The sequence below is a fragment of the Sphingobium sp. TomMM15 genome, assembly GCF_055397045.1.
Genome location: NZ_AP027314.1, coordinates 1,140,528 through 1,167,087 on the forward strand (window position 1 = coordinate 1,140,528; position 26,560 = coordinate 1,167,087).

Here is a 26,560-nt window from a genome sequence, read left to right on the forward strand (position 1 = left end):
GATGGCTGAAGGCAGTCCGAAGGACGGCAACGGTTCAAAGGAATCGGACAGTAGTAGTCACGAGGGCGGTTTATGGAGCGGCCTGAAGTCGCTGCTGTTCGGTGAGGAGGAGAGCCCCAGCCTGCGGCGCGAGCTGGAAGAGGCGCTCGACGATTATGATGAGGATGCGCAGGACGAACGCGCGCCTGCCGCAGCCAAGGGCGACCTATCCGCGATAGAGCGGCAGATGGTTCGGAACCTGCTGCATTTTTCCGAGCATACGGTCGATGACGTTGCGGTGCCGCGCGCCGACATCATCGCGATCGAGGAACGCGCGAGCTTTGCCGAACTGGCGGCGCTGTTCGCCGAAGCGGGGCACAGCCGCATTCCGGTCTATCGCGAGACGCTGGATACCATCGTCGGCATGGTCCACATCCGCGACGCCTTTGCGATATTGGCGGGCAAATCGCCCGTTCCAGACAGTCTGGAGCCTCTGATCCGTCAGCCGCTTTATGTGCCCGAGAGCATGGGCGCGCTCGACCTGCTGGCGGAGATGCGGGCCAAGCGGACCCATCTGGCCATCGTGCTAGACGAATATTCCGGGACCGAGGGCCTGCTGACGTTCGAGGATCTGGTCGAGGAAATCGTCGGCGACGTCGAGGATGAGCATGATGATGCGCCCGAGGCCCTGCTCGTTCCGCTGGAGGGCGGATTGTGGGAAGCGGACGCGCGCGCCGAGCTGGATGATGTCGCCGAGGAGATTGACGAGCGGTTGGCCGATGTCGAGGAAGATGTCGACACGCTGGGCGGCCTTGCCTTTGTCATTGCCGGGCGCGTGCCCGAGGCTGGCGAAATATTGGATCATGAACAGAGCGGCTGGAAGCTGGAAATCGTGAGCAGCGATGGACGCCGGGTGACGCGGCTGCGGCTCCATCCGCCCGCTGAAAAAGAAAATGAAGCCGAATGAAGCGGGACGCCTGCGCAATGATGGAGACGCGCGGGCAATGCTGGGGAAATGTTAAGAGCTGATCGTTAGGCTGCTGCCCGCCTTGCTTTCCGGTGAAGGCGATTTGGAGAGGGTGTGTGTCCAACGAATGTTGCGCCGCCCCCTCTCCCTGCCCTCTCCCCCGAGGGAGAGGGTTTTGTGGTGGAGCGGCTTGTGCGGCACGAAAGACTATCGATTTCTTCGGAGCGGGCGATGCTTTCGCCCATTACCGTGCCGGTGACGAGACTGGAGCGCTGGCTGCTGGCGCTGGTCTGCGCCGTTACATTGTCGTTTGCGGTGATTACGCCCCCCTTTCAGGCACCCGACGAAAATCAGCATTATATGAAAGCGCTGCTGCTGGCGGATGGGCGGGTCATGACCGAGCAGCGGAGCGAGGAGATCGGGGCTGAGCTGCCGCGATCCGCGCTGGATCTGCACGGGATCGACTTTCCCACCGAAGTTACGGGCGAGGCGCGGCGCTTTGATCGCGGGATGATGGAGCGGGCGTGGAGGGCTGACGCAGGGCGGCCGGGCACTGCCTTTGCCGATTTTCCCAACGTCGCCAATTATGCACCGACGCTTTATGCGCCTTCGGCCGCTGGACTGCGGGCTGGAGAAGCGCTGGACCTGCCGCGCATGGGCAGTTTCTATGTGGGACGGTTGGTCAATGCCACGGCCGGGCTAATATTGCTGGCGGTGGCGTTCGGGCTGATGCCCTTTGGACGCGGGGCCTTGTTGGCGACGGCATTGTTGCCGACATTCAGTTATCAGACAGGGTCGCTCTCTCCCGACGCCGTGATCAACGGAATGGGCTTTGTGGGATTGGCGCTGTCCTTGCGCCTTGCCGCAATGGGTAGCAATCCGGCCCGATCGGCCGGGCTGCTGATTGCCGCGCCTCTGCTCGCGCTGGCCAAGGGGGTGTATCTCCCCCTGATGGCGGCGGGGCTGCAATGGCCGCAGCATCGGCGGGACATGCGGCCATGGCTGCTGCTGGGCGCGATGGCGCTGGGAGCGGTGGTCTTCATTCTGTGGATGAAGATGTCCGGCGGCAGTCAGGCGCTTTATCATATCGTGTCGCGCAAGACGGGGGAGAATGTCATGACCGCGCCGCTTGGTGCGCAGCTGGCGGTCATCATGGCTGATCCGGCAGCCTATGTTCGCACGCTAGGGTCCAGCATTGCCGAGCGGTCGCCGGTTTATGCGTTGCAGCTTATCGGCCGCTTCGGGTGGAATGCGATATTGTTGCCGCTCGGCACCTATCTGCTGGCGGCTGTTATGTTGGGAGCGGCTGTTTTGAGTGGATCGGGGGTCCGGGTCGGCGCGGCGCAAAGGCTGTGGTGGCTGGCTGTGGCTGGCGGCACAGCTTTGCTGATCGAGACGGCCATGTATCTGACGGGCACGCCGCTCGGGGCCGATTATGTGCAGGGGACGCAGGGGCGTTATTTCCTGCCGCTGCTGCCTTTGGTGTTGCTGGCGATGATGCCGGAAGCGGGGTTGCGAGCCGCGCGGCCGGTCTTTGCAGGGTCGGCGCTGCTGTTGCTGCTGATTGCGCTGGGCAGTGCCTATGACAGCTTCTGGGTGCATGGCTTCGTCACTGCCGATGGGATGCCGCCGCATGAGCGATTAAGCGACGCGCTGATCCTGCCCTCGCCCCGCTGGTAGCCAGTAGCGGCAGAGGCATAGCCAGCCCAAGCCCTCGATCCAGCCGGCGAGGACGTCGGTCGGCCAGTGGACGCCGAGCCAGACGCGGCTGGTGCCGATTAGGGCGATGATGAGGGCGGCGGTGAGATAGGCGAGAGTGTGATGCTTTTTACCTGGATTACTCCATCCCGTTCGGGCTGAGCTTGTCGAAGCCCTCTTCTTACTAAAAGAGGAAGGAAAGCCCTTCGACAAGCTCAGGGCGAACGGTGATGGTAGGGCACCGGGTTCCAAACGCCTCAGCATCGCCAGCGCGCCGAACAGGATCATGGTCCCGGCGGAATGGCCGCTGGGGAAGCTGTAGCTATGCACGATGTCGATGTGCGGCAGCAGGTCGGGGCGCGGAGCGGCGAAAATCTGCTTGAGGCCGGTGTTGAGGAAGGTGCCGCCGACCGTGACGAGGGCGAGCCATTGGGCGGCATGGCGTTGTCGGCGGTAGAGCAATGCGATCGCCACGGCGGCCATGATGAGCAATCGCCCGATCGTGTCGCCGATGATGGACGCAGCCATCATGACTGGCGTGACCCACGGAGCGGCCGCCCTGCCCGCCCCCGCCGCCTTCATCGCAGCGACGTTCAGTGGATCGAACCAGCCGGATCGCTGGAGCAGCGCGATTGCCAGAACGGCGAGGAGCGCGAGGAGAAATATCCCCGCGCCCCTTTGCCATGAGCGGCGATCAGATATGGAGCGCGCGCCCATAAGCGGCGAGCACGCTTTCGTGCATCGATTCCGAGATGGTCGGATGCGGGAAGACGGTGTGCATCAGTTCCGCTTCGGTCGTTTCCAGCGTCTTGCCGATGGTATAGCCCTGGATCATCTCGGTGACTTCGGCGCCGACCATATGCGCACCGAGCAGTTCGCCGGTCTTCGCATCGAACACGGTCTTGGTGAAGCCTTCCGCTTCGCCGAGCGCGATCGCCTTGCCATTGCCGATGAAGGGGAACATGCCGACCTTTACCTCATAGCCTGCTTCCTTCGCCTTGGCTTCGGTGAGGCCGACCGAGGCGATTTGCGGGTGGCAATAGGTGCAGCCGGGGATGTTTCGCGGGTCCATGGCATGGGGGTGCTTGCACGCAATGGCTTCGGCGGTGATCACGCCTTCATGGCTGGCTTTGTGCGCGAGCCATGGTGGGGCGGTGATGTCGCCGATTGCCCAGAGGCCTTCGATGTTGGTGCGGCACATCTCGTCGGTTTTGAGGAAGCCGCGATCGTCCATCGCGACGCCCAGTTCCTTGAGGCCGATATTTTCGGTGTTGGGGACGATGCCGATTGCGACGATCATGTGGCTGAATTCAGCGGCGCTTTCCTTGCCCGCCTTGTCCTTCAGCTTCGCCTTGATGCCGTTGGCACCGACCTGAATATCGCTGACGCCAGCGCTGGTCAGGATGGTCATGCCCTGCTTCTTGAGCGCCTTTTCGAGGAAGGCGGAGACGTCCGCATCCTCTACGGGCACGACGCGGTCCATCATTTCGACCACGGTGACGTCCGCGCCCATGTCATTGTAGAAGCTCGCAAATTCGATGCCGATCGCGCCGGAGCCGATGACCAGCAGCTTGGTCGGCATTTCGGGCGGGGTCATGGCGTGACGGTAGGTCCAGACGCGCTTGCCATCGGCAGGGGTGCCGGGCAGGTCGCGGGCGCGGGCGCCGGTGGCGAGGATAATGTTCTTCGCCGTCAGTTCCTCGGTCTTGCCGTCCTTGGTGACAGAGAGCTTGCCTTTTCCGGTGAGCTTGCCGTCGCCCATGTGGACGGTGATCTTGTTCTTTTTCATCAGGTGCGTGACGCCCTGATTGAGCTGCTTGGCGACGCCGCGCGAGCGTTTGACGACGGCGGCGATGTCCGCGCTGATCTTTTCAGCGGCGAGGCCATAGTCGCCCGCATGCTGCATATAGTGAAAGATTTCCGCCGAGCGCAGCAGCGCCTTGGTCGGGATGCAGCCCCAGTTGAGGCAGATGCCGCCGAGATTCTCACGCTCGACAATGGCGGTCTTGAGGCCCAGTTGCGCCGCGCGGATCGCGGCCACATAGCCCCCGGGGCCGGAACCCAGAACGATGACGTCGTAATTTTCAGCCATGGATTTCAGTCTCTCTTGTCTGAAGCCGCCGTCATGGGCGGGACGGTGCGGGGCTGGCGATCTTCACCGATCGCCACGAAGGTGAAGGTGGCGCGGGTCACGCGATAGGAGCGGTCATCATGGCGGGTGCGGCGCCATGCCTCGACATCGATCTTCATCGACGTGCGGCCGACCGAAGCGAGCTTGGCGAAGACCGAAACTTCGTCGCCGACGACTACCGGACGGAGGAAGGTCATGCCTTCGACCGCGATGGTCACGGCGCGGCCCTTACTGTGGCGGGCGGCGACCGAACCCGCCGCTGAGTCCATGAGGCTCATCAGCCAGCCGCCGAAAATATCCCCATAGGGATTGGTATCGGCGGGCATGGCGATGACGCGTACCGCCGGGCTTTCCTCCGGCGGCGGCTCGTCGGCGGCGCGCATCAGGCGAGCATGCCGAGGGGGTTTTCGATCAGTTCGCGGAACACCTTCATCAAGCGCGCACCGTCCGAGCCGTCGATGGCGCGGTGGTCGAAGCTGCCGGTGGCGGACATGACGGTCGCGATCTGGAGTGCATCATCGACGACGAAGGGACGCTTTTCGCCCGCGCCGATCGCCATGATCATGGCCTGGGGCGGGTTGATGACGGCTTCGAACTGCTTGATGCCGAACATGCCCATGTTGGAGAGCGAAGCGGTGCCGCCCTGATATTCTTCCGGCTTGAGCTTGCCGTCCTTGGCGCGGGTGGCGAGATCCTTCATCTCGTTCGAGATGGCGGCGACGCCCTTGCTGTCCGCGCCGGTCACGATCGGGGTGATGAGGCCGCCGGGGATCGAGACGGCGACGCTGATATCGGCGCGGCTGAATTGCAGCATCTGGTCGCCCGCGAACTGGACGTTGCATTCGGGGACCTGGATGAGCGCGACGCCAAGCGCCTTGATGAGGAGGTCGTTGACGGACAGCTTGACATTGCGGCTGGCGAGACCGGCGTTGAGTTCGCCGCGCAGCTTCAGCAGCTTGTCGAGCTGAATATCGACGGTGAGGTAGATGTGCGGGACCTGCTGCTTGGATTCGGTGAGGCGGCGGGCGATGGTCTTGCGCATGCCGCTGAGCTTGATGACTTCGTGCGGGATGCCGAAGTCCTGCGCGGCGGCCGGTGCAGGGGCCGGGGCTGCTGCGGCCGGAGCCGGGGCGGCGGTCGGAGCCTTGGCCGAAGCGCCTTCCAGATCGGCCTTCACGATGCGGCCGTTGGGGCCGGTGCCGGTGAGGCTGGAGAGGTCGAGGCCCTTTTCCTCGGCGATGCGGCGCGCCAGGGGGCTGGCCTTTACGCGGTCGCCGGACTGGGGTGCAGTCTCCGCCTTGGGGGCGGGAGCTTCTGCCTTGGCGGGCACGGGGTCGGCCTTTGGCGCGGCGGCGGCTGGTTTGGGGGCGGGAGCCGAGCCGCCTTCAGCTGCTTGCGCGAGGTCTTCGCCTTCTTCGGCGATAATGGCGATGACCGTGCCGACCTTCACGCCTTCGGAGCCTTCGGAGACGAGGATTTTGGCGATCTTGCCTTCGTCCACGGCTTCAAATTCCATCGTGGCCTTGTCCGTCTCGATCTCGGCGAGCAGATCGCCCGACGACACGGTATCGCCTTCCTTCACCAGCCATTTAGCCAGCGTCCCCTCTTCCATCGTGGGAGACAAGGCGGGCATCTGGATTTTCTTGCTCATGCGTGAAGGCCTCTCTTCTTTTCCCGGCCGGGCGGGTAAGCGTTGAATGCCGTTTTGACCCTTTGCGCGGGAGGGTCAAGGGCGTGGCTTGCGCCTTGGGCGATAATCCGCCACATTTCACCAGACTGGTTCATAATTTACCAGATGGGTTCAGACAGGAAGGCAGCGGGAGACCAAGCTGCCCATTTTGGCGTGGGGTGCGGGAGCTATGCGGACTTATCTGGTTGTAGTGGACGAATCGCCGGAGGCGGAGACGGCGCTGCGTTTCGCGGCCCGGCGCGCGGCGAAGACGGCAGGGTCTATCCGCATCCTCGCGCTCGTGCCGCCCGCCGAGTTCGTGCAGTGGGGCGGGGTACAGGCGACGATGGAGGATGAAGCGCGGCAGCGGGCCGAGGCGCTCGTTACCAGCGCGGCGGGTACGCTGACCGAGGAGTCCGGTATTCGCCCGAGCATTACCGTGCGACAGGGTGACGCGGTGGCGCTGGTGCGCGAGACGCTGGATGAGATGCCCGATGTCGCGGCATTGGTGCTGGGCGCGGCGGCGAGCGGGCATCCGGGCGCGCTGGTGTCGCACTTTGCGGGGGCGGACGCGGGGAAGTTGCCCTGCCCTATCATGGTCATTCCCGGTGGGTTGAGTGCGGAGGCGATTGACCGGCTGAGCTAAGGTTTATGCTTTAGAGATTGGCACCGCCTCCTATTTCCGTTCGCCCTGAGCCTGTCGACCCGAAGGGCGGCGATAGCCAACGGTTCTACTTCTTTTTAGAAAGGAAAGCCCTTCGACAGGCTCAGGGCGAACGGGGTTAGGTGGTGCGCAAAAGAGGGATTGGAATAAGTCTCAGCGGCGGTGCTTGCCGCGTTTTGCGCCCATGTGCCGGATGTTTGCGGGGCGGCCGCGTTTCGCGCCGGGACGTGTTCTGTCCTTCTTGAAGCTCGGCCGTTGCGGTGGGGCGTCGGGGAGTTCGAAGCGCAGCGAGCCGTTGATCGGGTCGGCTTCGGCAAGGCGTAGCTGGAGATGCTGGCCGACGGTGTAGCGGTCGCCGCTCTCCACGCCTTCCAGCGCGCGGCCTGCTTCGTCGAAGAAGAAGCGTTCGTCGCCCATAGTGGACACCGGGACGAGGCCATCGCCGCCAAGCCCCTCCACCGTCGCGAAGAAGCCGAAATTTTGCACGCCCGTGATGCGTGCGTTGACCATTTCGCCGACATGAGCAGCGAGAAAGGCGGCGACATAGCGGTCGATCGTCTCCCGCTCCGCCTCCATCGCGCGGCGTTCATGCTGGCTGATCATCTCGCCGACGCGGCCCATATTTTCATGATCGTCGGCGCTGAGCGAGGTGCGGTCCGGCAGCGCGCCACCCTTGGGCGCGGGGAGTTCGAGCTTGTAGCCGCCGACGAGCGCGCGGTGGACCAGCAAGTCGGCGTAGCGGCGGATGGGCGAGGTGAAATGCGCATAGGAGCCGAGCGCGAGGCCGAAATGGCCCATATTCGCGGGGCTGTAATAGGCCTGGGTCTGGCTGCGCAGGATCTGCTCCATGATCTGGGGCTTTTCCTCCGCCTCGCCGATGCGGTCGATCAGGCGATTGAAGGTTGAGGGCTTGATGACCTGCCCCAGCGCGAAGTCGATGTCGAAGGTCGCGAGATAGTCCTTGAGCGCGACCAGCTTGTCACGGCTGGGCGGTTCGTGGACGCGGTACATGACGGGGGCCTTCTTACCTTCCAGCGCCTTGGCGGCGGCGACGTTGGCGGCGATCATATAATCTTCGATCAGCATATGCGCGTCGAGCCGTTCGCGGACGGCGACGCTGACGATCTTGCCATTTTCATCGAGGACGACGCGGCGTTCGGGGAGGTCGAGGGCTAGCGGGTCGCGCTTGTCGCGGGCTTTGCGTAGGAGTTTCCAGCAGGACCAGAGGGGTTTTAGGGCGGTTTCGAGGAGGTCGGGTTGATTTGGTGAGGTTTCGCCTTGCCCACCCCCGGCCCCTCCCGCTTGCGGGAGGGGAGATGTGCCGTCGATTGCGGCTTGAGCGTCTTCATAGGCCAGGACGGCGGCGACGCGGATGAAGGCGCGGGTGAAGTGCCAGGCGGTGACCTTGCCGGATGCGTCGATGGTGAGGTGGCAGGCCATGGCTGCGCGGTCCTGTCCGGCGCGGAGCGAGCACATGTCGGATGACAGCTGGTGCGGCAGCATGGGGACGACGAGGTCGGGGAAATAGACGCTGTTGCCGCGCTTGCGGGCTTCCTTGTCGAGCGCGCTACCGGGGCGGACATAGTAGCTGACGTCGGCGATGGCGACGATGGCGCGATAGCCGCCGGGATTGGCGGGGTCTTCGTCCGGTGCGGCCCAGACGGCGTCGTCATGGTCGCGTGCATCGACGGGGTCTATCGCGACGATGGGCAGGTGGCGCAAATCCTCGCGCTTGTCCTCATTCAGGGCGATGTTCGAAGCGGCGACAGCCTCATCCTCTACCTTTTCAGGGAAGACGTGCGGAATGCCATATTTGTGGATCGCGATGAGGCTGAAGCTGCGGGGCGCGAAGGGATCGCCCAATATATCGGTTACGCGGGCACTGATGCGCGGCGGGCGACCTACGGGTTCGGCCAGAACGAGATCGCCGGGGCTGGCATTGCCCGCGTCGCTGATCGGCGTGTCCTTGCGGATGCGCTTGTCGACGGGGCGTAGCCACAGCTTGCCGCCCTCCCCCGCTTCCACCACGCCAAGCAGTTCCTCGGTCGCCTTGGCGAGCTTCTTCATCGGGTGGGCGACCCAGCCGCGTCCGGCCTCTTCCGTGCGGGCGAGGATGCGGTCGCCGATGGTCAGCGCGCCCCTTTTGCCGCGTTCCATTACACGGAGGCGCGGCGCGGGCTGGCCTTCGGCTTCCCAGCGCTCGGGCGTGGCGATGAGGGTGGTGCCGTCGACATCGACGATGCGCAGGACGGTGACCTTTGGCACGCCGCCCATTTTGTGGAAGGCGCGCGCGGGGCCGATGTCCAGCAGCCCTTCGTCGGCCATATCCTTCAGCAACGCTTTCAGCGCGATCTTTTCCTGCCCCTTGAGGCCGAAGGCTTTGGCGATTTCCCGCTTGCCTGCGGGCTGATCGGAGGAGGTGACGAATTCCATCACCTGATCACGAGTGGGGAAGCCGGCGGGCCGGACTTTTTCGGGTTTCTTCTGCTTTTGGGTCGATGCCATGGATCAGCTATAGGGAAGGCCCAAGCGGCATACCAGATGGCTTGACCGAGATTTGCGGTGCTGCCCGCTATTCCACCAACTTACGGGCGCGGTCACGCCAAACCTCCGCCAGGACGGGCATGCCCGCCAGCGCCCGGACAGCATCGGGTTCCACCTTGTGCCGCCCGCCGATCAGCAGGCGAAAGACGCGGGCTATGGGCCATTCATGTAACGGACGGTCGAGCAGTTCCATGCGCCCTTTCGCTTCCGCCTCCCCTTCGCGCAGCACGCGGAAATAGAGACCCGCGCGGCCGGTTTTCACGATGGTGGCCAGTATGTCGCGTGAGCCGAAGCGGTGGTCGAGCTTCCAGCAGGGTTGGCGTCCATGGCTGACCTCTACCAGCGCGCTGCCGAGCGAGAAGCGGTCGCCGAGGCAGATTTCCTCCTCCGTCATGCCCAGCGAGGCAATGTTTTCGCCGAAAGCGCCGGGGGCCTGCAGCAACGTGTGGTCGGGCTTGCGTTCGCGCCACCAATCATAATGGTCCTGGGGGTAGAGGTGGATTGCCTTGTCCCACCCGCCATGGTGGACAGGGTCGGCGACGGAATCCCCTTCAAGCCCCTGCCATCCGATCCGAACGACGCCGTCCACAGGCCGTTTCGCAATGGCGCTATAGTCGCTGTCGCGAAAGGGCATGGGCGTGCCCGTCAGCAACGCCTCGATGGTAAGATGCTCAGCCATTCCGCCCCTATGGCAGCGGCGCGGAAAATTGGCGAGAGGGGGTCAGGCGCGGCTTAATTCCGACGCCAGTTTCAATACTTCGCTGCCGCTGTCGGTTTGGACGAGATAGGCGGGGTTCTTCGCCGTTCCATTGCGGCGGATCAGTGCACCTTCGATCGTCTTTTCGACATGGCGGTCGAACCGTTCGGCCACGCGTCCACGGCCTACGCCCTGCCCCCAATTCCACTTAACGCGCATCCCCCTGCGGAAAGCTTCGGACATCTTCATCCTTCTCCTGCCGCGACATCATGGCGGCGTTTCGATATGGTCATGGCCACAAAAATCCCGGTTGCGGATGCGGTTCCCTTGGGTTTTTCATTTGGCTGGGTTAAGGGGCGGCAGATGGACGTTACTGGCCTTCGCGTCGCGCTCTTCAGCGGCAATTACAATTATGTGCGCGATGGCGCGAACCAGGCGCTCAACCGCTTTGTGGGCTATTTGCTGCGTCAGGGCGCGGCTGTGCGCGTCTATTCGCCGACGGTCGCGACGCCCGCTTTCGAGCCGACCGGCGATCTGGTGAGCGCGCCGTCCTTGGCGATACCGGGGCGGAAGGAATATCGCGTGCCCTATCGCATGTCGGGGCATGTCCGGCGCGACCTGAAGCGGTTTCGGCCCAATCTGGTCCATGTGTCTAGCCCTGACCCCTTGGGGCACCGGGCGGTGACATGGGCGAGGAACAGCGGGCTTCCGGCGGTGGCTTCGGTCCATACGCGGTTTGAGACCTATCCGCGCTATTATGGGCTGGCTTTCCTCGAGCCTGTGATCGAGTCGATGCTGCGGCGCTTTTACCGGCGTTGCGACGCCATCGTCGCTCCTTCGGAGTCCATGGCGCAGCTGCTTCGCGAACAACGGATGAGCTATGATGTGGGCATCTGGACGCGGGGGATCGACCGGGACATCTTCAATCCAGGACGCCGCGACATGGCGTGGCGGCGGTCGCTCGGGATAGAGGATGATCAGCCGGTCATCGGCTTCATCGGTCGTCTGGTGATGGAAAAGGGGCTGGACGTCTTTTCCGATGCGATCGACCAGTTGAAGATGCGCGATGTGCGGCACAAGGTGCTGATCATCGGCGAAGGCCCCGCGCGGGAGTGGTTCCAGAACCGGCTGCCGGACGCTGTTTTCACCGGGTTCCAGAAGGGTGATGAGCTTGGCCGGGCGGTCGCCAGCATGGATATGCTCTTCAATCCCTCGATCACCGAGACGTTCGGCAATGTGACGCTGGAGGCGATGGCTTGTGCGCTTCCCACGGTGGCGGCGCGGGCGACGGGTAGTGAGAGCCTTGTCACCGAGGGCGTGACGGGCCGCCTGATCCGTCCGGGGGCGATCGGGGCCTTTGCCGATGCGTTGGCGAGCTATTGCACCGATCCTCATGCGCGGGCCGATGCCGGGGCTGCCGCGATGGCGGAGGCGGAGCGATATGGATGGGATCAGGTGAATCAAGCGCTGGTCGATACCTATGTCCGCGTGATTCGCCAGCGGACGCACGGCGCGAGGTTGCGCTCCAGCCCGGTTCCTTAAACCGCGCACTCTGCCTATATCGGGGCGATGGTCGATCTTTTTGCTTCCGATGCCGTGAACGAGCCCGGTGATGCCGGGGAGAATGCCCCGCTGGCCGACCGCCTGCGGCCGCGTACTTTGGCCGATGTCGTGGGACAGGAGCATCTGACCGGGCCGGAAGGCGCGATCGGGCGGATGGTGGCGGCTGGGCGGCTTTCGTCCATCATCCTGTGGGGGCCTCCGGGTACGGGCAAGACGACGATCGCGCGGCTGCTGGCCGACGCGGTGGATATGCGGTTCGAGCCGATCTCCGCAGTGTTTTCGGGCGTCGCTGACCTCAAGAAGGTCTTTGCGGCGGCGAAGGAGCATGCCCGGCGCGGGGACAAGACTTTGCTGTTCGTGGATGAGATTCATCGATTCAACCGGGCGCAGCAGGACAGCTTCCTGCCCTTTGTCGAGGATGGGACCGTGACGCTGGTCGGGGCGACCACGGAGAACCCCAGTTTTGAATTGAACGCGGCGTTGATGTCGCGGGCGCAGGTGCTGATCCTGCACCGGCTGGATGCTGCCGCGCTGGAGCTGTTGCTGGAGCGGGCAGAGGCGATCACGCAGCGGCCTTTGCCACTTACTGCGGCGGCGCGGGATGCCTTGCTGGCTAGCGCGGATGGTGATGGGCGGTTCCTGCTCAATCAGGTCGAGACGCTGTATTCGATCGATATTGGCGAGCCGCTCGATCCTGCTGGGCTGTCGGCGCTGCTGCACCGGCGCATGGCGGTCTATGACAAGGATCGGGAGGGGCATTACAACCTCATCTCGGCGCTGCATAAGGCGTTGCGCGGATCGGACCCACAGGCGGCGCTCTATTATCTGGCGCGGATGCTGACGGCGGGGGAGCAGCCGCTTTACGTACTACGTCGGCTGGTGCGCTTTGCGAGCGAGGATATTGGACTTGCCGACCCGCAGGCGCTGGTGCAGTGCCTTGCGGCCAAGGATAGCTATGACTTTCTGGGGAGTCCTGAAGGGGAACTCGCGATCGTTCAGGCTTGTCTTTATTGCGCGACGGCTCCCAAATCCAATGCAGCCTATGCAGCGATGAAGGCGGCGTGGAAATCGGCGCGCGATACCGGATCGCTAATGCCGCCGAAGAATATCCTGAACGCCCCTACCCGGCTGATGAAGACCATCGGCTATGGCAAGGGCTATCAATATGATCATAACAGCGCTGAGGGCTTTTCCGGGGACAATTATTGGCCCGAGGAGATGGAGGCTCAGACTTTCTTTGCCCCGACCGATCGCGGGTTCGAGGCGCGCATAGCCGAGCGCATGGCTTATTGGGACAAGCTGCGGGCCGAGCGCGGCGGCGACTGAGGGGGCGGTCGCATTCATGACACCGCGCTTCGCCCGATATGCCGCGATCGACTGGTCAGGCGCGAAGGGTGTACGGCATAAGGGGATAGCGGTGGCGCTGTGCGAGCGTGGTGATGCAGTTCCCCGGCTGATCCATCCGAAAGACGGCGGTTTCTGGTCGCGTTCGGCGGTGGCGCAATGGCTGATCGCGGCGGCTGCGGAGGGGCCGACGCTGTTTGGGTTCGATTTCAGCTTTGCGCCGCCCTTCGTGGCGCGGGAGGCGTATCTGCCCGGCGATGAGGTGCCGGTGACGGGGCCTGACTTCTGGGCCTATGTGGATAGCGTTTGCGACGATCCCGATCTGGGTGCGGGCAGCCTGCTGCACGTCACGCATCGCCGCCATTTCTACTTCGGCAAGGCGGACGGAGTGAAAGCCGACTTCATGCACAACCGGGTGTGCGAAGCGCATTATAATGCGGGCGGTGGGGGCAAGCCGTCCACCGTCTATGACGCGATCGGCGCGGCTCAGGTGGCGAAGGCGAGCTTTGCGGGGATGCGCCTGCTCCATCATGTGCGGGATCATGTTCCCGTCTGGCCATTCGACCCGGCGCCGCGCGACGGGTCGCTGGTGGTGGAGATTTATACCAGCATCGCGGCGCGGGCGGCGGGGCGGCCCAAGGGGCGGACGAAGATGCGTGATCTTGGCGCTTTGGACGATGCGCTATCCGCGCTCGGCTCCCAGCCCTATGAGGGATTGCCGCCGGATGATCATGGCGCGGACGCGATCGTCACTGCCGCATGGATGCGCAACGTCGCGCCAAGTCCGGGCATCTGGACCCCACCCGCGCTCAATCCGCATATTGCCGCAACGGAGGGCTGGACGTTCGGTGTCATCTGATAGTAAGGCGCTTTTCCGTCCAAACGACGTGCCGGCTTAGCTCAGTTGGTAGAGCACCTGATTTGTAATCAGGGGGTCAGGGGTTCGAACCCTCTAGCCGGCACCATCGCTCTTGCAGGGCAGCTGTTTTAGAGACCAACCTTCTTATTTTCCGGTTTATCCCGCCGCACTTCCACTGTCTTTATCCCAGTGTCGAGTGAGCCATATTTGGGCGTGGAATCGGGGCCGGGCTTGGGGCCGCTGTCCCTGGGGCCTCGGTCGCCTCCGCCCCCACCGCCGCTGGATGCGGCGATGGCTTCGGAGCTTAGTGAAGTGGATAAAAGGATGGTCATGGCGGGCGGGACCGTTGCCGCAAACCTGCCGCAGGTCTTCAGAAAATTGCGCCTGTCCTCCGTTACCGACGAATTCAGCTGGTCATCCATGATGCGATCCTTCTCTATCCACCTCATAGAGTACAGAAGAGCCGCGCCGATGGATTGGCAATAAAGAGACATAGACTTTTGGATAATGTGGACCGGCGCAGGGCGGCCCAAAAGCAAAATGGGGGCCGACATCGCTGTCGGTCCCCACTTCCGTCGTGTCCCGGATCCGCTTCCCTTTCAGGATGCGATCATCGGACTCGGCGCGCGATGCTTCTACCGAGAAGGTTTGGCATCGTGTCTGCTCCGGCTGTCCGGCTATTCGCCATATTCCGCAGCTGTCTTCAAAATTCCCCGTCCGACGTTCGCTTTCGCGCGTGCATGACAGGGTCTTTAGAAGACCATCAGTTTCCATTCGAACCTTGCAGTTCCAATTTCAGCCCGATGACCGAAACGTCAGTCAAATCTTTGATATGATCGCCGATTTGATGATCCGGATTTCTCCGTTTCTTCTTTCGTTTCGACAACCCGAAGGTCTCACCAAATGTGAGTCGTTCAAAGCGGAATCTGACGGTTCAGCGACAGCCTCTGTCTAAAGCTGTGGATAAGTGTGGATATTTTTTCGCGCCGGTTAGCGGCCCTTCCACACGCCCGGGCGCTTCTCAACGAAGGCGGTCATGCCCTCTTCCCGATCTTCCGTGGCGGTGAGCAGCTGGAACAGACGCCTTTCGGTCAGTAGCCCCTGCTCCAGCATGGTTTCGAAGGCGAGGTTCACCATTTCCTTGTTCACCATGGTCGCCATGGGCGGCATGGCAGCGATCGCCGCCGCGGTCTTGAGCGCGTCATCCAGCAGCTCCGCCGTCGGTACGATGCGCGACACGAGGCCCGAACGCTCGGCTTCCTCCGCGCCCATCATGCGGCCGGTGAGGCACATTTCCATCGCCTTCGCCTTGCCGACCGCCTTGGTCAGGCGCTGCGACCCGCCCATGCCGGGTGCGACGCCAAGCTTGATTTCCGGCTGACCGAATTTGGCCGTGTCTGCCGCGATGATGAAGTCGGCCATCATGGCCAGTTCACAGCCGCCGCCCAGCGCGAAGCCCGCGACAGCGGCGATCCACGGCTTGCGCGTCGCCACCACATGTTTTTGCCAGCCGGAGAAGAAGTCCTCCAGGAAGAAGTCGGCGACTTCCTTGCTGACCATCTCCTTGATGTCCGCGCCTGCGGCGAAGGCTTTTTCGCTACCCGTCAGCACGAGACACAGTTGCGAGGGATCAGCGTCATAGACCGCGAAAGCGGCGCTCAGGTCCGCCAGAACTTGCGTGTTGAGTGCGTTCAGCGCCTGCGGACGGTTCAGCGTGACCAGCGTCACCGCTTCGCGCTGTTCGACCAAAATCGTTTCGAAGCTCATCGTCATTTTCCTTCAAATCTGTGGTGCAGCGGGGCAGCAACAACCGCCGCCGATCACCTTCCCATATGCATGAAGTCGCGGTCGTAGCTGCGCATATGTGCGCCACCGTCGACATAAAGCGTTTGCCCGGTGACGGCGCTCGCCTGCGCCAGATAGAGAACCGCTTCCGCAATCTGTTCGGCCAGCGGCAAGCGGCCAAGCGGCATGGCCGATTGCAGCCTTTCCATCTGCGCCTCATCATAATCGGGCGTGGCGATGGTGAGGCCGGGCGCGACTGCGTTGACCCGGATATGCGGAGCGAGGCTGGCGGCGGAAAGGCGGGTCAGCCCCGCCAGCGCCGACTTCGACAAGGTATAGGCCAGCTGATCGGCGTGCGGATGATCGATCCGCTGATCAAGGATATTGATGATGCACCGATCCGCCACCCCGGCCGGTATGGTTGCAAACGATTTTGTGAGTAACGCGGGCGCGGCGCAGTTGACGGCATAATGCCGCATCAGATCGTCGGCGGAGACATTGTCCAGCCGGTCCTGACCGAAAATCGCGGCGCTGTTCACCAATATGTCGGGCGGACGACCGAAGCGTTCGGCGACCTTGGCGACGAGTTCCTCGGCGCTTTCAGGATCAGAGAAGTCGGCGGTGAAGCCGTCCCATTCCGTGCCATTTTCATCGAGCGTCAGGGCAAGCGCCGAGTCCAGCCGGGTATCATGGCTGCCGTGAATGGCGAGCGAATAGCCGACACGCGCGAACCCGGCGGCAATGACGCCGCCCAGCCGCCTGTGGCCGCCGGTGATCAGCGCCAAGCGCTTGTTCGCCAGCGGCAGCGGTCCTTCGGCCTGCCCGCGCGCGCCGCCAAGGGGCCGGTAAGCGGGTGTTTCCTCGCCGCTCACGATTCGATGAGCTTCAGCACTTCCTCGCGACTTTTTTCGTCCTCGCGGAATACGCCGAGCATGCGACTGGTTTTCATGAGCACATTGGGAGTGCGAACGCCCCGCCCGGTCATGCAACCATGCGTCGCTTCGATCACGACGGCCACGCCCTGAGGCTTCAGATGTTCCCAGATGCAGTTGGCGACTTCGGCGGTCAGGCGCTCCTGAACCTGAAGGCGGTTGGCGAAGGCGTGCAGAACGCGCGCCAGCTTTGAAATGCCGACCACATATTTGCCGGGCAGATAGGCGATATGCGCGCGGCCGATGATCGGCGCCATATGATGTTCGCAATGCGACTGGAACGGTATGTCCTTGAGCAGCACGATATCGTCATAGCCGCCCACTTCGTGGAAGATGCGCGACAGATGATAGGCCGGATCATCGCCATAGCCACGGCAATATTCGCGCCACGCACGCGCGACGCGTTCTGGGGTTTCGAGCAGGCCTTCTCGCGTCGGATTGTCGCCCGACCAGCGGATCAACGTGCGGATAGCATCTGCCACATCGACGGGCACCGCTTCCTTTGTCGCTTCGCCTACAGCCTCGGCATCGGGATCATAGTCCATGGCCGACACTACTCCTCATTATCTTTGTTCAGGGCGCATATGGCGGCTATGTTTGCGGAACGCCAGCCCCCTTTACCTATGCTATGGACAGGGGTCATGCCGGGTGGCACATCAACGCGCATCACAAGAAGCCGATCCGATAAGCATGGCCGTCCCGTCGCCCGTCCCCCATCCACGGCAGCAAGGCTGAAGCGTGCGAACTGAACGGATCGCAGCCGTGTTGCTGGCCGCCGGGACGTCGTCGCGCTTCGGTGAGGATGACAAGCTGATGGCCGACCTCAATGGCAAGCCGGTCGTTGCCCATACATTGGAAGCCGTCGCCTCCCTCGCCTTCGCCGAACTGGTGGCGGTGACGCGGCCGATCGGGGATGCTCCCGATATTCACCGGAAACTGGAGAGGCGTGGCTACAGCATATTGGTCAATGACAAGCCTGAAGAAGGGCTGGCGAGCAGTATCGTGCTGGCCGTGAACCATGTCATGCCGATCAGGCGCTGTCGGGGCATTCTCATCTGCCTGGCCGACATGCCCTATGTGCCGCAGTCGCATTATAACCGGATATGCCTGGCGGCGGAGGATGTGCGGTCGGTGGTAGCGAGTACGGATGGTTTTTCTTCCTCGCCGCCCGCCTTCATCGGACGAAAGCATTTTCCCGAGTTGCTGACCCTGCGCGGTGATCAGGGAGCTAGGGCGCTGTTAAGCCGAGGGCTTCAGATCGAAGCGATGAGCAGTTCGCTCGTCGATATCGACACGCCGGACGACCTGCCGCAGGGATAGCCGATCAGCTCGACCGGGTCGGGTCGGTCATCGGGTCGTCCATCTCCCGCACATCGGGCATCCGGCCGATTGGTAGCGAACCGGTCTGCCTTTCCAGCATGCGATGCACGACTGGTGGATGAGATCCGCTGTGTAACGCTGCAAGAGCGTCGGAATTGGCGGTATCGGCCATCGTCCGGCGGCTGTTGTGGCGGACATAGTCGAGCCAGGTGGAGACATGATAACGCTCGACCCATAATTCGGGATCGGCCAAGTCCCTGAGCAGCGACCAGCCATGCGCGCCGTCGCGGCGGCGGATGCGGCGGCGCTCGCTCATCGCGGTGAGGAACGGCACGACGGAACCCGGCGGAATGCGATATTCGATGGTGATGACCACTGGTCCGCTACGTGGTTCTATGGGCACCGAGGTCTGCGGTTCCTGCCAGCGGTTCAGGAGGTCGAGATTTTCGTCGCCGGTCTGGGATAGCGGCAGGAAAAGGCCGACCATCGCCGCCACGAACTGCACCCCGGCGGCGACGTGGAGCGACGTCACCACGCCCATATGTTCCGCCAGCCAGCCGAACAGCCAGGCGCCCAGTGCCATGCCGCCAAACGCCGTCATCTGGTAAAGGGCGACAGCCCGCGCCAGCACCCATCGGGGAGCGGACATCTGGACCGAGACGTTGAAGGTCGACAGCGCGATGACCCAGCCTGCGCCGCAGAGCAGGAGCCCCGCTATCGTTACAAGCAGCCAGCCGGTGGAAGCCGTGATAGCAGTGCCTATTGCCAGCGCAAGTGCGGCGGAACGCACGATGGTTTCGATGGCGAAGCGGCGGCGGAGCCTGCCGGAGGAGAGTGCGCCCAGGACTGCGCCGATGCCGAAGGCGCCGCTCAGGATACCGAAGGTAAGGGCGTCGCCCTTCAACAGGTCGCGCGCCACTAGAGGCATGAGGGCGGACACCGCGCTCGCGCCGATGCCGAAAGCTGCCGCGCGCAGGAGGACGAGCTGGATCTTGGGCGACATGGCGACATAGCGCGCGCCTGCCCTCATCGCGAGGCCGAGGCGTTCGCGCGGCAGGAGCTTCGGCCCGCGTTCCGGCTGCCAGCGGAGGAGCACGATGGTCAGGGCGATATAGCTCAGCGCATTGGTGAGGAACGCGGCGGCGGCGCCTGCGGCTGCGACGATGATGCCGCCGAGTGCGGGGCCGACGCTGCGCGCAAGGTTGAAGCCCATGCTGTTGAGCGCGACGGCGCTGGGCAGTTGGGAACGTGGGACCATGTCGCCGACCGATGCTTGCCACGCCGGACCGTTAATGGCGGTGGCACAGCCGACCAGGAAGGTGAAGGCGAGGAGCGACCAGGGCGTGAGCAACCCGAGCCACGCGAATAGCGCGAGCGACGCCGATACCAGGAGCATCGACAGTTGGCAGGCGAGCATGACGAGGCGGCGGTCGAGATTATCCGCGACCGCGCCTGCCCAGAGCGAGAGCAGCATGATCGGCAGGGTTGTCGATGCGGGCACCAGCGCGACGAGCATGGGGGAGCCCGACAGCGAGGTCATCATCCATGCCGCGCCGACCGACTGGATCAACCCGCCGAAGTTGGACGCGAGGCTGGCGAACCATACCGCGCGGAAGATGGGGATGGCGAAGGGCGATGGCGCTGGAGGAGAATCTGCCTCTGACACTGAAAATGCATGAACCCGAAAACGATTGGAGCGTCAAACGCGGAAGGAAGGAAAGCAGTTCAATGTTAAAGCGAATAGGCTTGCACTTTACGTAAACGTAAATACATTTGCGGCACGCTGGACGCCAAGCGAAGAGGAATGACCGAGCGATGGAAGCCTTTATCTACGATGCCGTGAGGACGCCCCGAGGTCGAGGGAAGCCGGACGGGTCGTTGCATGAAATCACCCCTATCCAGCTGGCGACACAGGTGTTGCAGGCGGTGCGGGACCGCAACGCCATCGACACGGCTGACGTGGACGATGTGATACTTGGTTGCGTCACACCGATAGGCGAACAGGGCGGTGACATCGCCCGCGCCGCCGTGCTGAACGCCGATTATGAGCAGACGGTGCCGGGGGTGCAGATCAACCGTTTCTGCGCGTCGGGACTGGAAGCGGTGAACATGGCGGCGGCGAAGGTATATTCGGGCGAAGCGGGCCTGGCGATCGGCGGCGGCGTCGAATCGATGAGCCGGGTGCCGATGTCATCTGACGGCGGCGCGATCGCGATGGACCCGGCGGTCGCCTACAAGACCTATTTCGCGCCGCAGGGCATCGGCGCCGATGTGATCGCGACCAAGTTCGGGATCAGCCGCGACGATGCGGACGCCTATGCGGTGGAGAGCCAGCGGCGGGCGAAGGCAGCGTGGGACGAAGGACGCTTTGCCAAATCGATCATTCCTGTGCGTGATGTGATCGGTTCCGTGGTGCTGGACCATGACGAGCATATGCGGCCCGACGCGACGATGCAGTCGCTCGCTGCGCTGAAACCGAGCTTTACCGCGCTGGGTGAGGAAATGCCGGGCTTCGACGCGATCGCGCTGCTCAAATATCCTGAACTGGAGCGGGTGAACCATGTCCATCATGCGGGCAACAGTTCGGGCATCGTCGATGGCGCGGCGGCTGTACTGGTCGGCAACAAGGACATGGGCGAGAAATATGGGATGAAGCCCCGCGCCCGGATCAGGGCAATGGCATCGATCGGGTCCGAGCCGCTGATCATGCTGACGGGGCCGGAATTTGTTGCGGGCAAACTGCTCAACCGAGCGGGGATGAGCAGTCATGACATCGACCTGTGGGAGCTGAACGAGGCCTTTGCAAGCGTGGTGCTGCGCTACATGCAGGCGATGGACCTCGACCATGACAAGATCAATGTGAATGGCGGCGCGATTGCCATGGGCCATCCGCTGGGCGCGACTGGTGCGATGGTGCTGGGCACGGCGCTGGATGAGCTGGAGCGGTCGGGCAAGGGTACGGCGCTGGTGAACCTTTGCGTTGGTGCGGGGATGGGGACAGGGATTATTATCGAGCGAGTTTGATCCCCCCTCCCCCTTGAGAAGAAAAGTGAAGCCCTTCGACAAGCTCAGGGCGAACGGAGTTGAGAGGCAGTAGCTTTATGCAAACCATCAATTTTGACGTCGATGCGGACGGCATCGCTACTCTGACCATCGATGTGCCGGGCCAGTCGATGAATGTCATTGGTCCCGACTTTCTGGCCGATCTGGACGAGGCAATCACGCGCATCGGTTCGGAAGAAGCGATCAAGGGCGCGGTGATTGCTTCGGGCAAGGACAGCGGGTTTATGGCGGGCATGGACCTTAAATATTTCGGGTCGATGCTGGCGAGCGGCGCGGACAAGCGCCCTGCTCCGGCCGAGATTTTCGAGCAAGTGTTCGTGCTCAACCAGCTTTTCCGTAGGCTGGAGACATGCGGCAAGCCGGTGGCCTGCGCGATTGAGGGGACTTGCGTTGGCGGCGGGTTCGAGCTGGCGCTGGCATGCCATCGGCGCGTCGTGGGCGACAGTCCCAAGACGCAGCTTGGCCTGCCCGAAATCCTGATCGGCCTTTTCCCTGGCGGCGGCGGGTCACAGCGCTTGCCGCGCCTCATCGGGGTGCAGGCGGCGCTGATGTATATGTTGCAGGGCAAGCTGTTCCGCCCAGCCGAAGCGGCGATGCTGAAAGCCGTCGATGAAGTCGTGCCGCAGGGCACGGCGGTCGAGAAGGCCAAGGAGTGGGTGAAGGCCAATCCGTCCGCCAGCGCGCAGCCGTGGGATGTAAAGGGCTTCAAGTTTCCGGGCGGTGCGGGCGCGTTCAACCCTGCCTTCGTGCAGACGATGGTCGGCGCGGTGCCGATGACGTTGAAGCAGACGCAGCGGAACATGAACGCGCCGGTGGCTCTACTGTCGGCGGTCTATGAAGGCGCTCTGCTGCCGTTCGACCGGGCGATCCGGGTGGAGAGCAAATATTTCGCCAAGGTCGCTGCGGAACCGCAGGCGGCGAACATGATCCGCAGCCTGTTCGTCAACAAGAATGCCGCCGAACGCGGCGCGCGACGGCCGAAGGATCAGCCCAAGGCGGCGACCAAGAAGCTCGCCATGCTGGGCGCGGGCATGATGGGCGCGGGGATCGCCACGGTCGCTGCGCAGGCAGGCATTGAGGTCATGCTGTTCGACCGTGACTTGGCCTATGCCGAAAAGGGCAAGGCGCATGTCGAGGATGTGCTGAAGAAGCGGCTGGGCCGGGGCATGACGCCCGAGAAGATGGCGGAGACGTTGGCGCGCGTCACACCGACGACCGACTATGCGGCGCTCGCCGGAGCGGACTTTGTGATCGAAGCCGTGTTCGAGGATGTGGCGATCAAGGCCGAGGTGACGAAGAAGGTCGAGGAGGTGCTCGGCGCCGATGTGATCTTCGGGTCCAACACATCGACCCTGCCGATCACCAAGCTGGCCAAGGCATGGAGCAAGCCCGCCAATTTCATCGGCATCCACTTCTTTTCGCCCGTCGAGAAGATGCCGCTGGTCGAGATCATCCTTGGCAAGGAAACCGGCCCCGCCGCGATCGCCAAGGCATTGGATTTCGTCAGCCAGATCAAGAAGACGCCGATCGTCGTCAATGACTCGCGCGGTTTCTATACCTCGCGCTGTTTCGGCACGTATGTGCAGGAAGGTGTGGAGATGGTGGCCGAGGGGATCAACCCGGCGCTTATCGAAAATGCCGGGCGGCAATTGGGGATGCCGGTCGGGCCTTTGGCCGTTGGTGATGAAGTTTCCATCCAGCTGGGCCACAAGATCGTGGTCGCCGCGCAGAAGGAATTGGGTGATGCCTATGTGGCGCAGCCTTCCGATGCGGTGATGGCGCGGATGGTCGAGATGGGACGGCTGGGGCGCAAGAGCGCAAAGGGTTGGTATGATTATCCGGAGGGCGGGAAGAAGCATCTTTGGTCGGGGCTGGCAGACATGTTCCCGCGTGCAGCGGTGCAGCCCGATGTGGAGGAAGTGAAGGAACGGCTGCTTTATCGGCAGTTGATCGAATGCGCCCGCTGCTATGAGGAAGGTGTGCTGGAAACGGTGGAGGATGGCGACTTGGGCGCGATTTTCGGCTGGGGCTTTGCGCCTTGGACGGGTGGGCCGTTCAGCCACATGGATACGGTCGGGATCGGCCATGTGGTGGCCGTGCTGGAGCGGCTGGCGGCGCGGCATGGGGATCGCTTTGCGCCGACCGTGCAGTTGCAGGATATGGCGGCGAGCGGGGCTACTTTCTATGATGGTGGGGTGAAGGCTGCGGCGGCTTGAGGGTTGAGACTTACGATTTTGATTCTTCGCCACCGTTCGGGCTGAGCCTGTCGACGCCCTCTCCTTCCAAGAAGAGAAGAGAAGTCCTTCGACAAGCTCAGGACGAACGGGGGTGGGCTGGGAGCACACCGAACCGCCTGCGATGCGGTGTTCGTCGGATTGATCCCGCGGCGCAACACTGAAGGCTGTCAATCACAATGACAGTCAGTTAGGTCTCGCCCGACATTTTCGGGAGACGTCCTTCTTATGAGCGAAAAGCCGACGGTTCTGGTCACAGGCGGTGCCGGTTATATTGGAAGCCATGCGGTGCTGGCGCTGCGCGATGCCGGTTATGGCGTCGTCGTGATCGACAATCTGGTGACGGGTTTTCGCTGGGCAGTGCCGGACGATGTGGCTTTCGTTGAGGGCGATATTGCCGACCAGCCACTGGTGCAGCAGGCTCTGCGCGATCATGACATAAAGGCGATCATGCACTTCGCCGGGTCCGTCGTGGTGCCGGAATCGGTCGAGAACCCGCTCAAATATTATCACAACAACAGCGCCAAGACCCGCGATCTGATCGAGAGTGCGGTGACAGTGGGCGTGCCGCATTTCATCTTTTCCTCCACCGCCGCGACCTATGGCATTCCGGAGGAAAGCCCCGTCAAGGAGACGACACCGCAGCGGCCGATCAATCCCTATGGCATGTCCAAGCTGATGACCGAATATATGCTGCGTGATGTTAGCGCGGCGCATGCGATGAACTTCTGCGCGCTGCGTTATTTCAACGTGGCGGGGGCCGATCCACAGGGGCGGACGGGTCAGTCGACGGCGGGAGCGACGCACTTGATCAAGGTGGCGGTCGAGGCGGCGCTGGGCAAGCGGGAGTTTGTGTCGGTGTTCGGCACCGATTTCGATACGCCCGACGGGACGGGCGTGCGCGACTATATCCATGTCACCGATCTGGCGGCGGCGCATGTGCTGGCGCTGGATGCTCTGATGGCGAGGCCCGAACAGAATTATCTGCTGAATTGCGGCTATGGGCGCGGTTTTTCCGTGCTGGAAGTGTTGGATGCGGTCGATCGGGTGACGAACATCAAGATCGACCGGCGGATGGGAGGGCGGCGCGCGGGCGATCCGGACTCGCTGATCTCCGACAATCGGGCGATCATGGCGGAATTTCCGTGGCAGCCGCGCCATGCCGATCTGGACCAGATCGTCACTCATGCGTTGGCGTGGGAGCGCAAGCTGACTGACATAAGGGGCGATCGCGATGCCCACTGAACATCTTTTTGTTGATGGCGGTCTGGCGGCTGCCGACATGGCTCGGCGGATCGAGTTCGTGCTGGGCGACGCGATCGCAGCGCGCGGCGTGGCGACGATCGCCCTGTCGGGCGGGCGGTCTCCCCGGCCGGTGCTGGAAGCGCTTTCGGGCGCGGCGCTGGAGTGGGGCAAGGTCATCGTGACCCTGGTCGATGAGCGATGGGTCGCACCCGATCATGCGGACAGCAACGAGCGGCTGGTTCGCGAGACGCTGTTGCAAGGCGCAGCGGCGAAGGCGCGGTTTGTGGGCATGAAGAATGACGCTGCGGATGCCTATGCGGGGCAGGCTGCGTGTGAAGCGGCACTGGCGGAGCTGCCTTGGCCGCTCGACATCGTGCTGCTCGGCATGGGCGAGGATGGGCATACGGCTTCGCTGTTCCCGGAGGCGAAGGAGCTGGCCGAGGGGCTGGCTACGAGCGCGCTGACGCTGGCCGTGACGCCGCCTGCCGCGCCGCATCAGCGCATGTCGCTGAGCGCCAAGGCGATCCTGAAGAGTCGGCATATTTTCCTGCAAATCGGTGGTGCGCCGAAGAAGGCGGTTTATGACCGCGCGCTGGCTGGCGGGCCGATCGAGGAGCTGCCGATCCGGGTAGCACTGTGCCAGCATGGCGTGTCGGTCGAGGTCTGGATTTCGGAGCAAGGCAGCGCATGATTGCGCAGATCGATCCTTTTCATGCCATCGCCATCGGGGTAGAGGCGCATCGGCTGGAGGCCGAGGGTCGCTCCATCCTGCATATGGAGTTCGGCCAGCCTTCGACGGGCGCGCCGGCCGCCGCGATCGCCGAGGCGCATGGGGTGCTGGACAGTGATCCGATGGGCTATTGGGAAAGCCCGGCGCTGAAGGAGCGAATCGCGCTGCTGTATCGCGAACGCTATGGCGTGGCGGTGGCGGCGGAGCAGATATTGCTGACCTGCGGCGCTTCGCCGGGGCTGGTGCTGGCGCTCAGTTGCCTGTTTGCGCCGGGCGCGCGGGTGGCGACGGCGCGGCCGGGCTATGTGGCTTATCGCAATACGATGCGGGCAATGTATCTGGAGCCGGTCGAGGTGGATTGCGGGCCTGCCGAGCGATACCAGATCAGCGCGGCGGCGCTGGAGGCGATGGAGCCTGCACCCGATGGCGTGATCATCGCGAGCCCGGCCAATCCGACGGGCACGATCATTCCCGCTGACGAGATGGCGCGAATCGCGGAGGTTTGTGCGCGGCGCGGGATCAGGATCGTGTCGGATGAGATTTATCACGGCCTGTCCTACGGCGAGGCGGCGCATTCGATGCTGGAGTTCGCGCCCGGTACGGTGGTGGTGAACAGCTTTTCGAAATATTTTTCGATGGCCGGGTGGCGGCTGGGCTGGGTGGTGTTCCCGCCAGCGCTGGTCGAGGCGGCGCGGGCGCGAATGGGGAATTTGTTCCTGACGCCCCCTTCCCTCGCCCAGCATGCGGGGTTGAAGGCTTTTGACTGCCTCGAAGAGCTGGAGGGGCATGTCGCGAATTACCGACGGAACCGGGAGTTGCTGCTGGCGGCGCTGCCTTCGCTGGGGTTGAAGGAGATCGCGCCGCCGGACGGGGCTTTCTACATCTATGCCGATGTGGGGCATTTGACGGACGACAGCTTGGCTTTTTGCCGGAAGCTGCTGGAGGAGACAGGCGTGGCGACGGCGCCGGGTATCGATTTCGATCCGGTGGATGGGCACCGGCATATTCGCATCAGCTTTGCCGTTTCTACGGACCGGGTGGAGGAAGCAATCCGGCGATTGGTCCCGTGGTTTGCGGCTCAGCGGCGGCGGGTTTAGTTTTTTCCACGCGGAAGCGGAAGATGTTCTGAGAGGTTT

The 26,560-nt window shown here is 63.2% G+C and carries 24 protein-coding genes and 1 tRNA gene; 13 read left to right on the top strand and 12 right to left on the bottom strand.

From position 1 onward, the window contains the following. The first annotated feature begins 1 nt into the window (after position 1). Both ACZ51H_RS05770 and ACZ51H_RS05775 read left to right on the top strand, forming a co-directional pair. The gene (locus tag ACZ51H_RS05770; RefSeq protein WP_464802735.1) at positions 2-946 is read left to right on the top strand and encodes a hemolysin family protein; all 945 of its coding nucleotides are present in this window, start codon (positions 2-4) and stop codon (positions 944-946) included. A gap of 231 nt (positions 947-1,177) precedes the next feature. Further along, the gene (locus tag ACZ51H_RS05775; protein ID WP_464802736.1) at positions 1,178-2,626 is read left to right on the top strand and encodes a DUF2142 domain-containing protein; all 1,449 of its coding nucleotides are present in this window, start codon (positions 1,178-1,180) and stop codon (positions 2,624-2,626) included. Here ACZ51H_RS05775 and ACZ51H_RS05780 read toward each other — a convergent pair. Genes ACZ51H_RS05780 through ACZ51H_RS05795 form a run of 4 tightly spaced genes read right to left on the bottom strand, consistent with a single transcriptional unit; the run spans position 2,588 to position 6,426 of the window. Continuing rightward, positions 2,588-3,361: a phosphatase PAP2 family protein gene (locus tag ACZ51H_RS05780; protein ID WP_464802737.1), complete on the bottom strand. Its 774-nt coding sequence runs from the start codon at positions 3,359-3,361 to the stop codon at positions 2,588-2,590. The two genes, ACZ51H_RS05775 and ACZ51H_RS05780, sit on opposite strands and share 39 nt — an antisense overlap. Continuing rightward, positions 3,339-4,736, bottom strand: coding sequence for a dihydrolipoyl dehydrogenase (lpdA, locus tag ACZ51H_RS05785; protein ID WP_464802738.1), 1,398 nt, complete (start codon positions 4,734-4,736; stop codon positions 3,339-3,341). Before lpdA ends, ACZ51H_RS05780 begins: the two co-directional genes overlap by 23 nt. 5 nt (positions 4,737-4,741) lie before the next feature. Next, positions 4,742-5,158 (bottom strand): acyl-CoA thioesterase, encoded by a 417-nt coding sequence (locus ACZ51H_RS05790; protein ID WP_449473104.1) that lies wholly within the window; start codon positions 5,156-5,158, stop codon positions 4,742-4,744. After that, the gene (locus tag ACZ51H_RS05795) at positions 5,158-6,426 is read right to left on the bottom strand and encodes a pyruvate dehydrogenase complex dihydrolipoamide acetyltransferase (protein ID WP_464802739.1); all 1,269 of its coding nucleotides are present in this window, start codon (positions 6,424-6,426) and stop codon (positions 5,158-5,160) included. The genes ACZ51H_RS05790 and ACZ51H_RS05795 overlap by 1 nt, the downstream gene beginning before the upstream one ends. A gap of 208 nt (positions 6,427-6,634) precedes the next feature. Between ACZ51H_RS05795 and ACZ51H_RS05800 the strand changes: the two genes are divergently transcribed. Continuing rightward, entirely contained in the window at positions 6,635-7,090 is a 456-nt protein-coding gene (locus ACZ51H_RS05800) for a universal stress protein (protein ID WP_460985984.1), read from the top strand. 171 nt (positions 7,091-7,261) lie between these two features. Here the strand turns inward: ACZ51H_RS05800 and rnr are convergent, their stop codons facing one another. The 3 genes from rnr to ACZ51H_RS05815 all read right to left on the bottom strand — a co-directional run bounded on the left by rnr (position 7,262) and on the right by ACZ51H_RS05815 (position 10,592). Continuing rightward, positions 7,262-9,613 (bottom strand): ribonuclease R, encoded by a 2,352-nt coding sequence (gene rnr / locus ACZ51H_RS05805; RefSeq protein ID WP_464772451.1) that lies wholly within the window; start codon positions 9,611-9,613, stop codon positions 7,262-7,264. Positions 9,614-9,680: 67 nt separating this feature from the next. Continuing rightward, positions 9,681-10,331: an MOSC domain-containing protein gene (locus tag ACZ51H_RS05810; protein WP_464802740.1), complete on the bottom strand. Its 651-nt coding sequence runs from the start codon at positions 10,329-10,331 to the stop codon at positions 9,681-9,683. Positions 10,332-10,373: 42 nt separating this feature from the next. Further along, complete coding sequence (locus tag ACZ51H_RS05815) at positions 10,374-10,592, bottom strand: hypervirulence associated TUDOR domain-containing protein (protein ID WP_196225914.1); 219 nt, start codon at positions 10,590-10,592, stop codon at positions 10,374-10,376. Between the two features lie 120 nt (positions 10,593-10,712). Between ACZ51H_RS05815 and ACZ51H_RS05820 the strand changes: the two genes are divergently transcribed. From ACZ51H_RS05820 to ACZ51H_RS05835, 4 genes are all read left to right on the top strand, one after another. Continuing rightward, positions 10,713-11,891 carry a glycosyltransferase family 4 protein gene (locus tag ACZ51H_RS05820; protein ID WP_464772453.1) on the top strand — a complete coding sequence of 393 codons (1,179 nt, stop codon included), beginning with the start codon at positions 10,713-10,715 and terminating at the stop codon, positions 11,889-11,891. 27 nt (positions 11,892-11,918) lie between these two features. After that, positions 11,919-13,238 carry a replication-associated recombination protein A gene (locus ACZ51H_RS05825; RefSeq protein WP_464802741.1) on the top strand — a complete coding sequence of 440 codons (1,320 nt, stop codon included), beginning with the start codon at positions 11,919-11,921 and terminating at the stop codon, positions 13,236-13,238. 16 nt (positions 13,239-13,254) lie between these two features. Then, a complete protein-coding gene (locus ACZ51H_RS05830) occupies positions 13,255-14,115 on the top strand; it encodes a hypothetical protein (RefSeq protein WP_464802742.1) in 861 nt (286 codons plus the stop codon). A 30-nt stretch (positions 14,116-14,145) separates the two neighbouring features. After that, positions 14,146-14,221 (top strand) — tRNA-Thr (locus ACZ51H_RS05835). Positions 14,222-14,243: 22 nt separating this feature from the next. Here the strand turns inward: ACZ51H_RS05835 and ACZ51H_RS05840 are convergent. The 4 genes from ACZ51H_RS05840 to folE all read right to left on the bottom strand — a co-directional run bounded on the left by ACZ51H_RS05840 (position 14,244) and on the right by folE (position 17,377). Then, positions 14,244-14,537, bottom strand: coding sequence for a hypothetical protein (locus tag ACZ51H_RS05840; protein ID WP_464802743.1), 294 nt, complete (start codon positions 14,535-14,537; stop codon positions 14,244-14,246). Between the two features lie 568 nt (positions 14,538-15,105). After that, on the bottom strand, positions 15,106-15,882 hold the full coding sequence (locus ACZ51H_RS05845) for an enoyl-CoA hydratase-related protein (protein ID WP_464802744.1): 777 nt from the start codon (positions 15,880-15,882) through the stop codon (positions 15,106-15,108). Between the two features lie 53 nt (positions 15,883-15,935). Beyond that, the gene (locus ACZ51H_RS05850; RefSeq protein WP_449473120.1) at positions 15,936-16,772 is read right to left on the bottom strand and encodes an SDR family oxidoreductase; all 837 of its coding nucleotides are present in this window, start codon (positions 16,770-16,772) and stop codon (positions 15,936-15,938) included. Then, the gene (gene folE, locus ACZ51H_RS05855) at positions 16,769-17,377 is read right to left on the bottom strand and encodes a GTP cyclohydrolase I FolE (protein ID WP_449473122.1); all 609 of its coding nucleotides are present in this window, start codon (positions 17,375-17,377) and stop codon (positions 16,769-16,771) included. The genes ACZ51H_RS05850 and folE overlap by 4 nt, the downstream gene beginning before the upstream one ends. A 193-nt stretch (positions 17,378-17,570) precedes the next feature. Here folE and ACZ51H_RS05860 point away from each other — a divergent pair, with 193 nt between their 5' ends. After that, on the top strand, positions 17,571-18,152 hold the full coding sequence (locus tag ACZ51H_RS05860) for a nucleotidyltransferase family protein (RefSeq protein ID WP_464802745.1): 582 nt from the start codon (positions 17,571-17,573) through the stop codon (positions 18,150-18,152). Between the two features lie 4 nt (positions 18,153-18,156). Here ACZ51H_RS05860 and ACZ51H_RS05865 read toward each other — a convergent pair whose 3' ends face one another. Further along, positions 18,157-19,818, bottom strand: coding sequence for an MFS transporter (locus ACZ51H_RS05865; RefSeq protein ID WP_464802746.1), 1,662 nt, complete (start codon positions 19,816-19,818; stop codon positions 18,157-18,159). 149 nt (positions 19,819-19,967) lie between these two features. Here ACZ51H_RS05865 and ACZ51H_RS05870 point away from each other — a divergent pair, with 149 nt between their 5' ends. The 5 genes from ACZ51H_RS05870 to ACZ51H_RS05890 all read left to right on the top strand — a co-directional run bounded on the left by ACZ51H_RS05870 (position 19,968) and on the right by ACZ51H_RS05890 (position 26,521). Next, the gene (locus ACZ51H_RS05870) at positions 19,968-21,176 is read left to right on the top strand and encodes an acetyl-CoA C-acetyltransferase (RefSeq protein WP_464802747.1); all 1,209 of its coding nucleotides are present in this window, start codon (positions 19,968-19,970) and stop codon (positions 21,174-21,176) included. Positions 21,177-21,253: 77 nt separating this feature from the next. Then, a complete protein-coding gene (locus ACZ51H_RS05875; protein WP_464802748.1) occupies positions 21,254-23,431 on the top strand; it encodes a 3-hydroxyacyl-CoA dehydrogenase NAD-binding domain-containing protein in 2,178 nt (725 codons plus the stop codon). 246 nt (positions 23,432-23,677) lie between these two features. Continuing rightward, a complete protein-coding gene (gene galE, locus ACZ51H_RS05880; RefSeq protein ID WP_464802749.1) occupies positions 23,678-24,694 on the top strand; it encodes a UDP-glucose 4-epimerase GalE in 1,017 nt (338 codons plus the stop codon). Further along, the gene (gene pgl / locus ACZ51H_RS05885) at positions 24,684-25,385 is read left to right on the top strand and encodes a 6-phosphogluconolactonase (protein ID WP_464802750.1); all 702 of its coding nucleotides are present in this window, start codon (positions 24,684-24,686) and stop codon (positions 25,383-25,385) included. Before galE ends, pgl begins: the two co-directional genes overlap by 11 nt. Next, complete coding sequence (locus ACZ51H_RS05890; RefSeq protein ID WP_464802751.1) at positions 25,382-26,521, top strand: pyridoxal phosphate-dependent aminotransferase; 1,140 nt, start codon at positions 25,382-25,384, stop codon at positions 26,519-26,521. Before pgl ends, ACZ51H_RS05890 begins: the two co-directional genes overlap by 4 nt. Positions 26,522-26,560 lie beyond the last annotated feature (39 nt).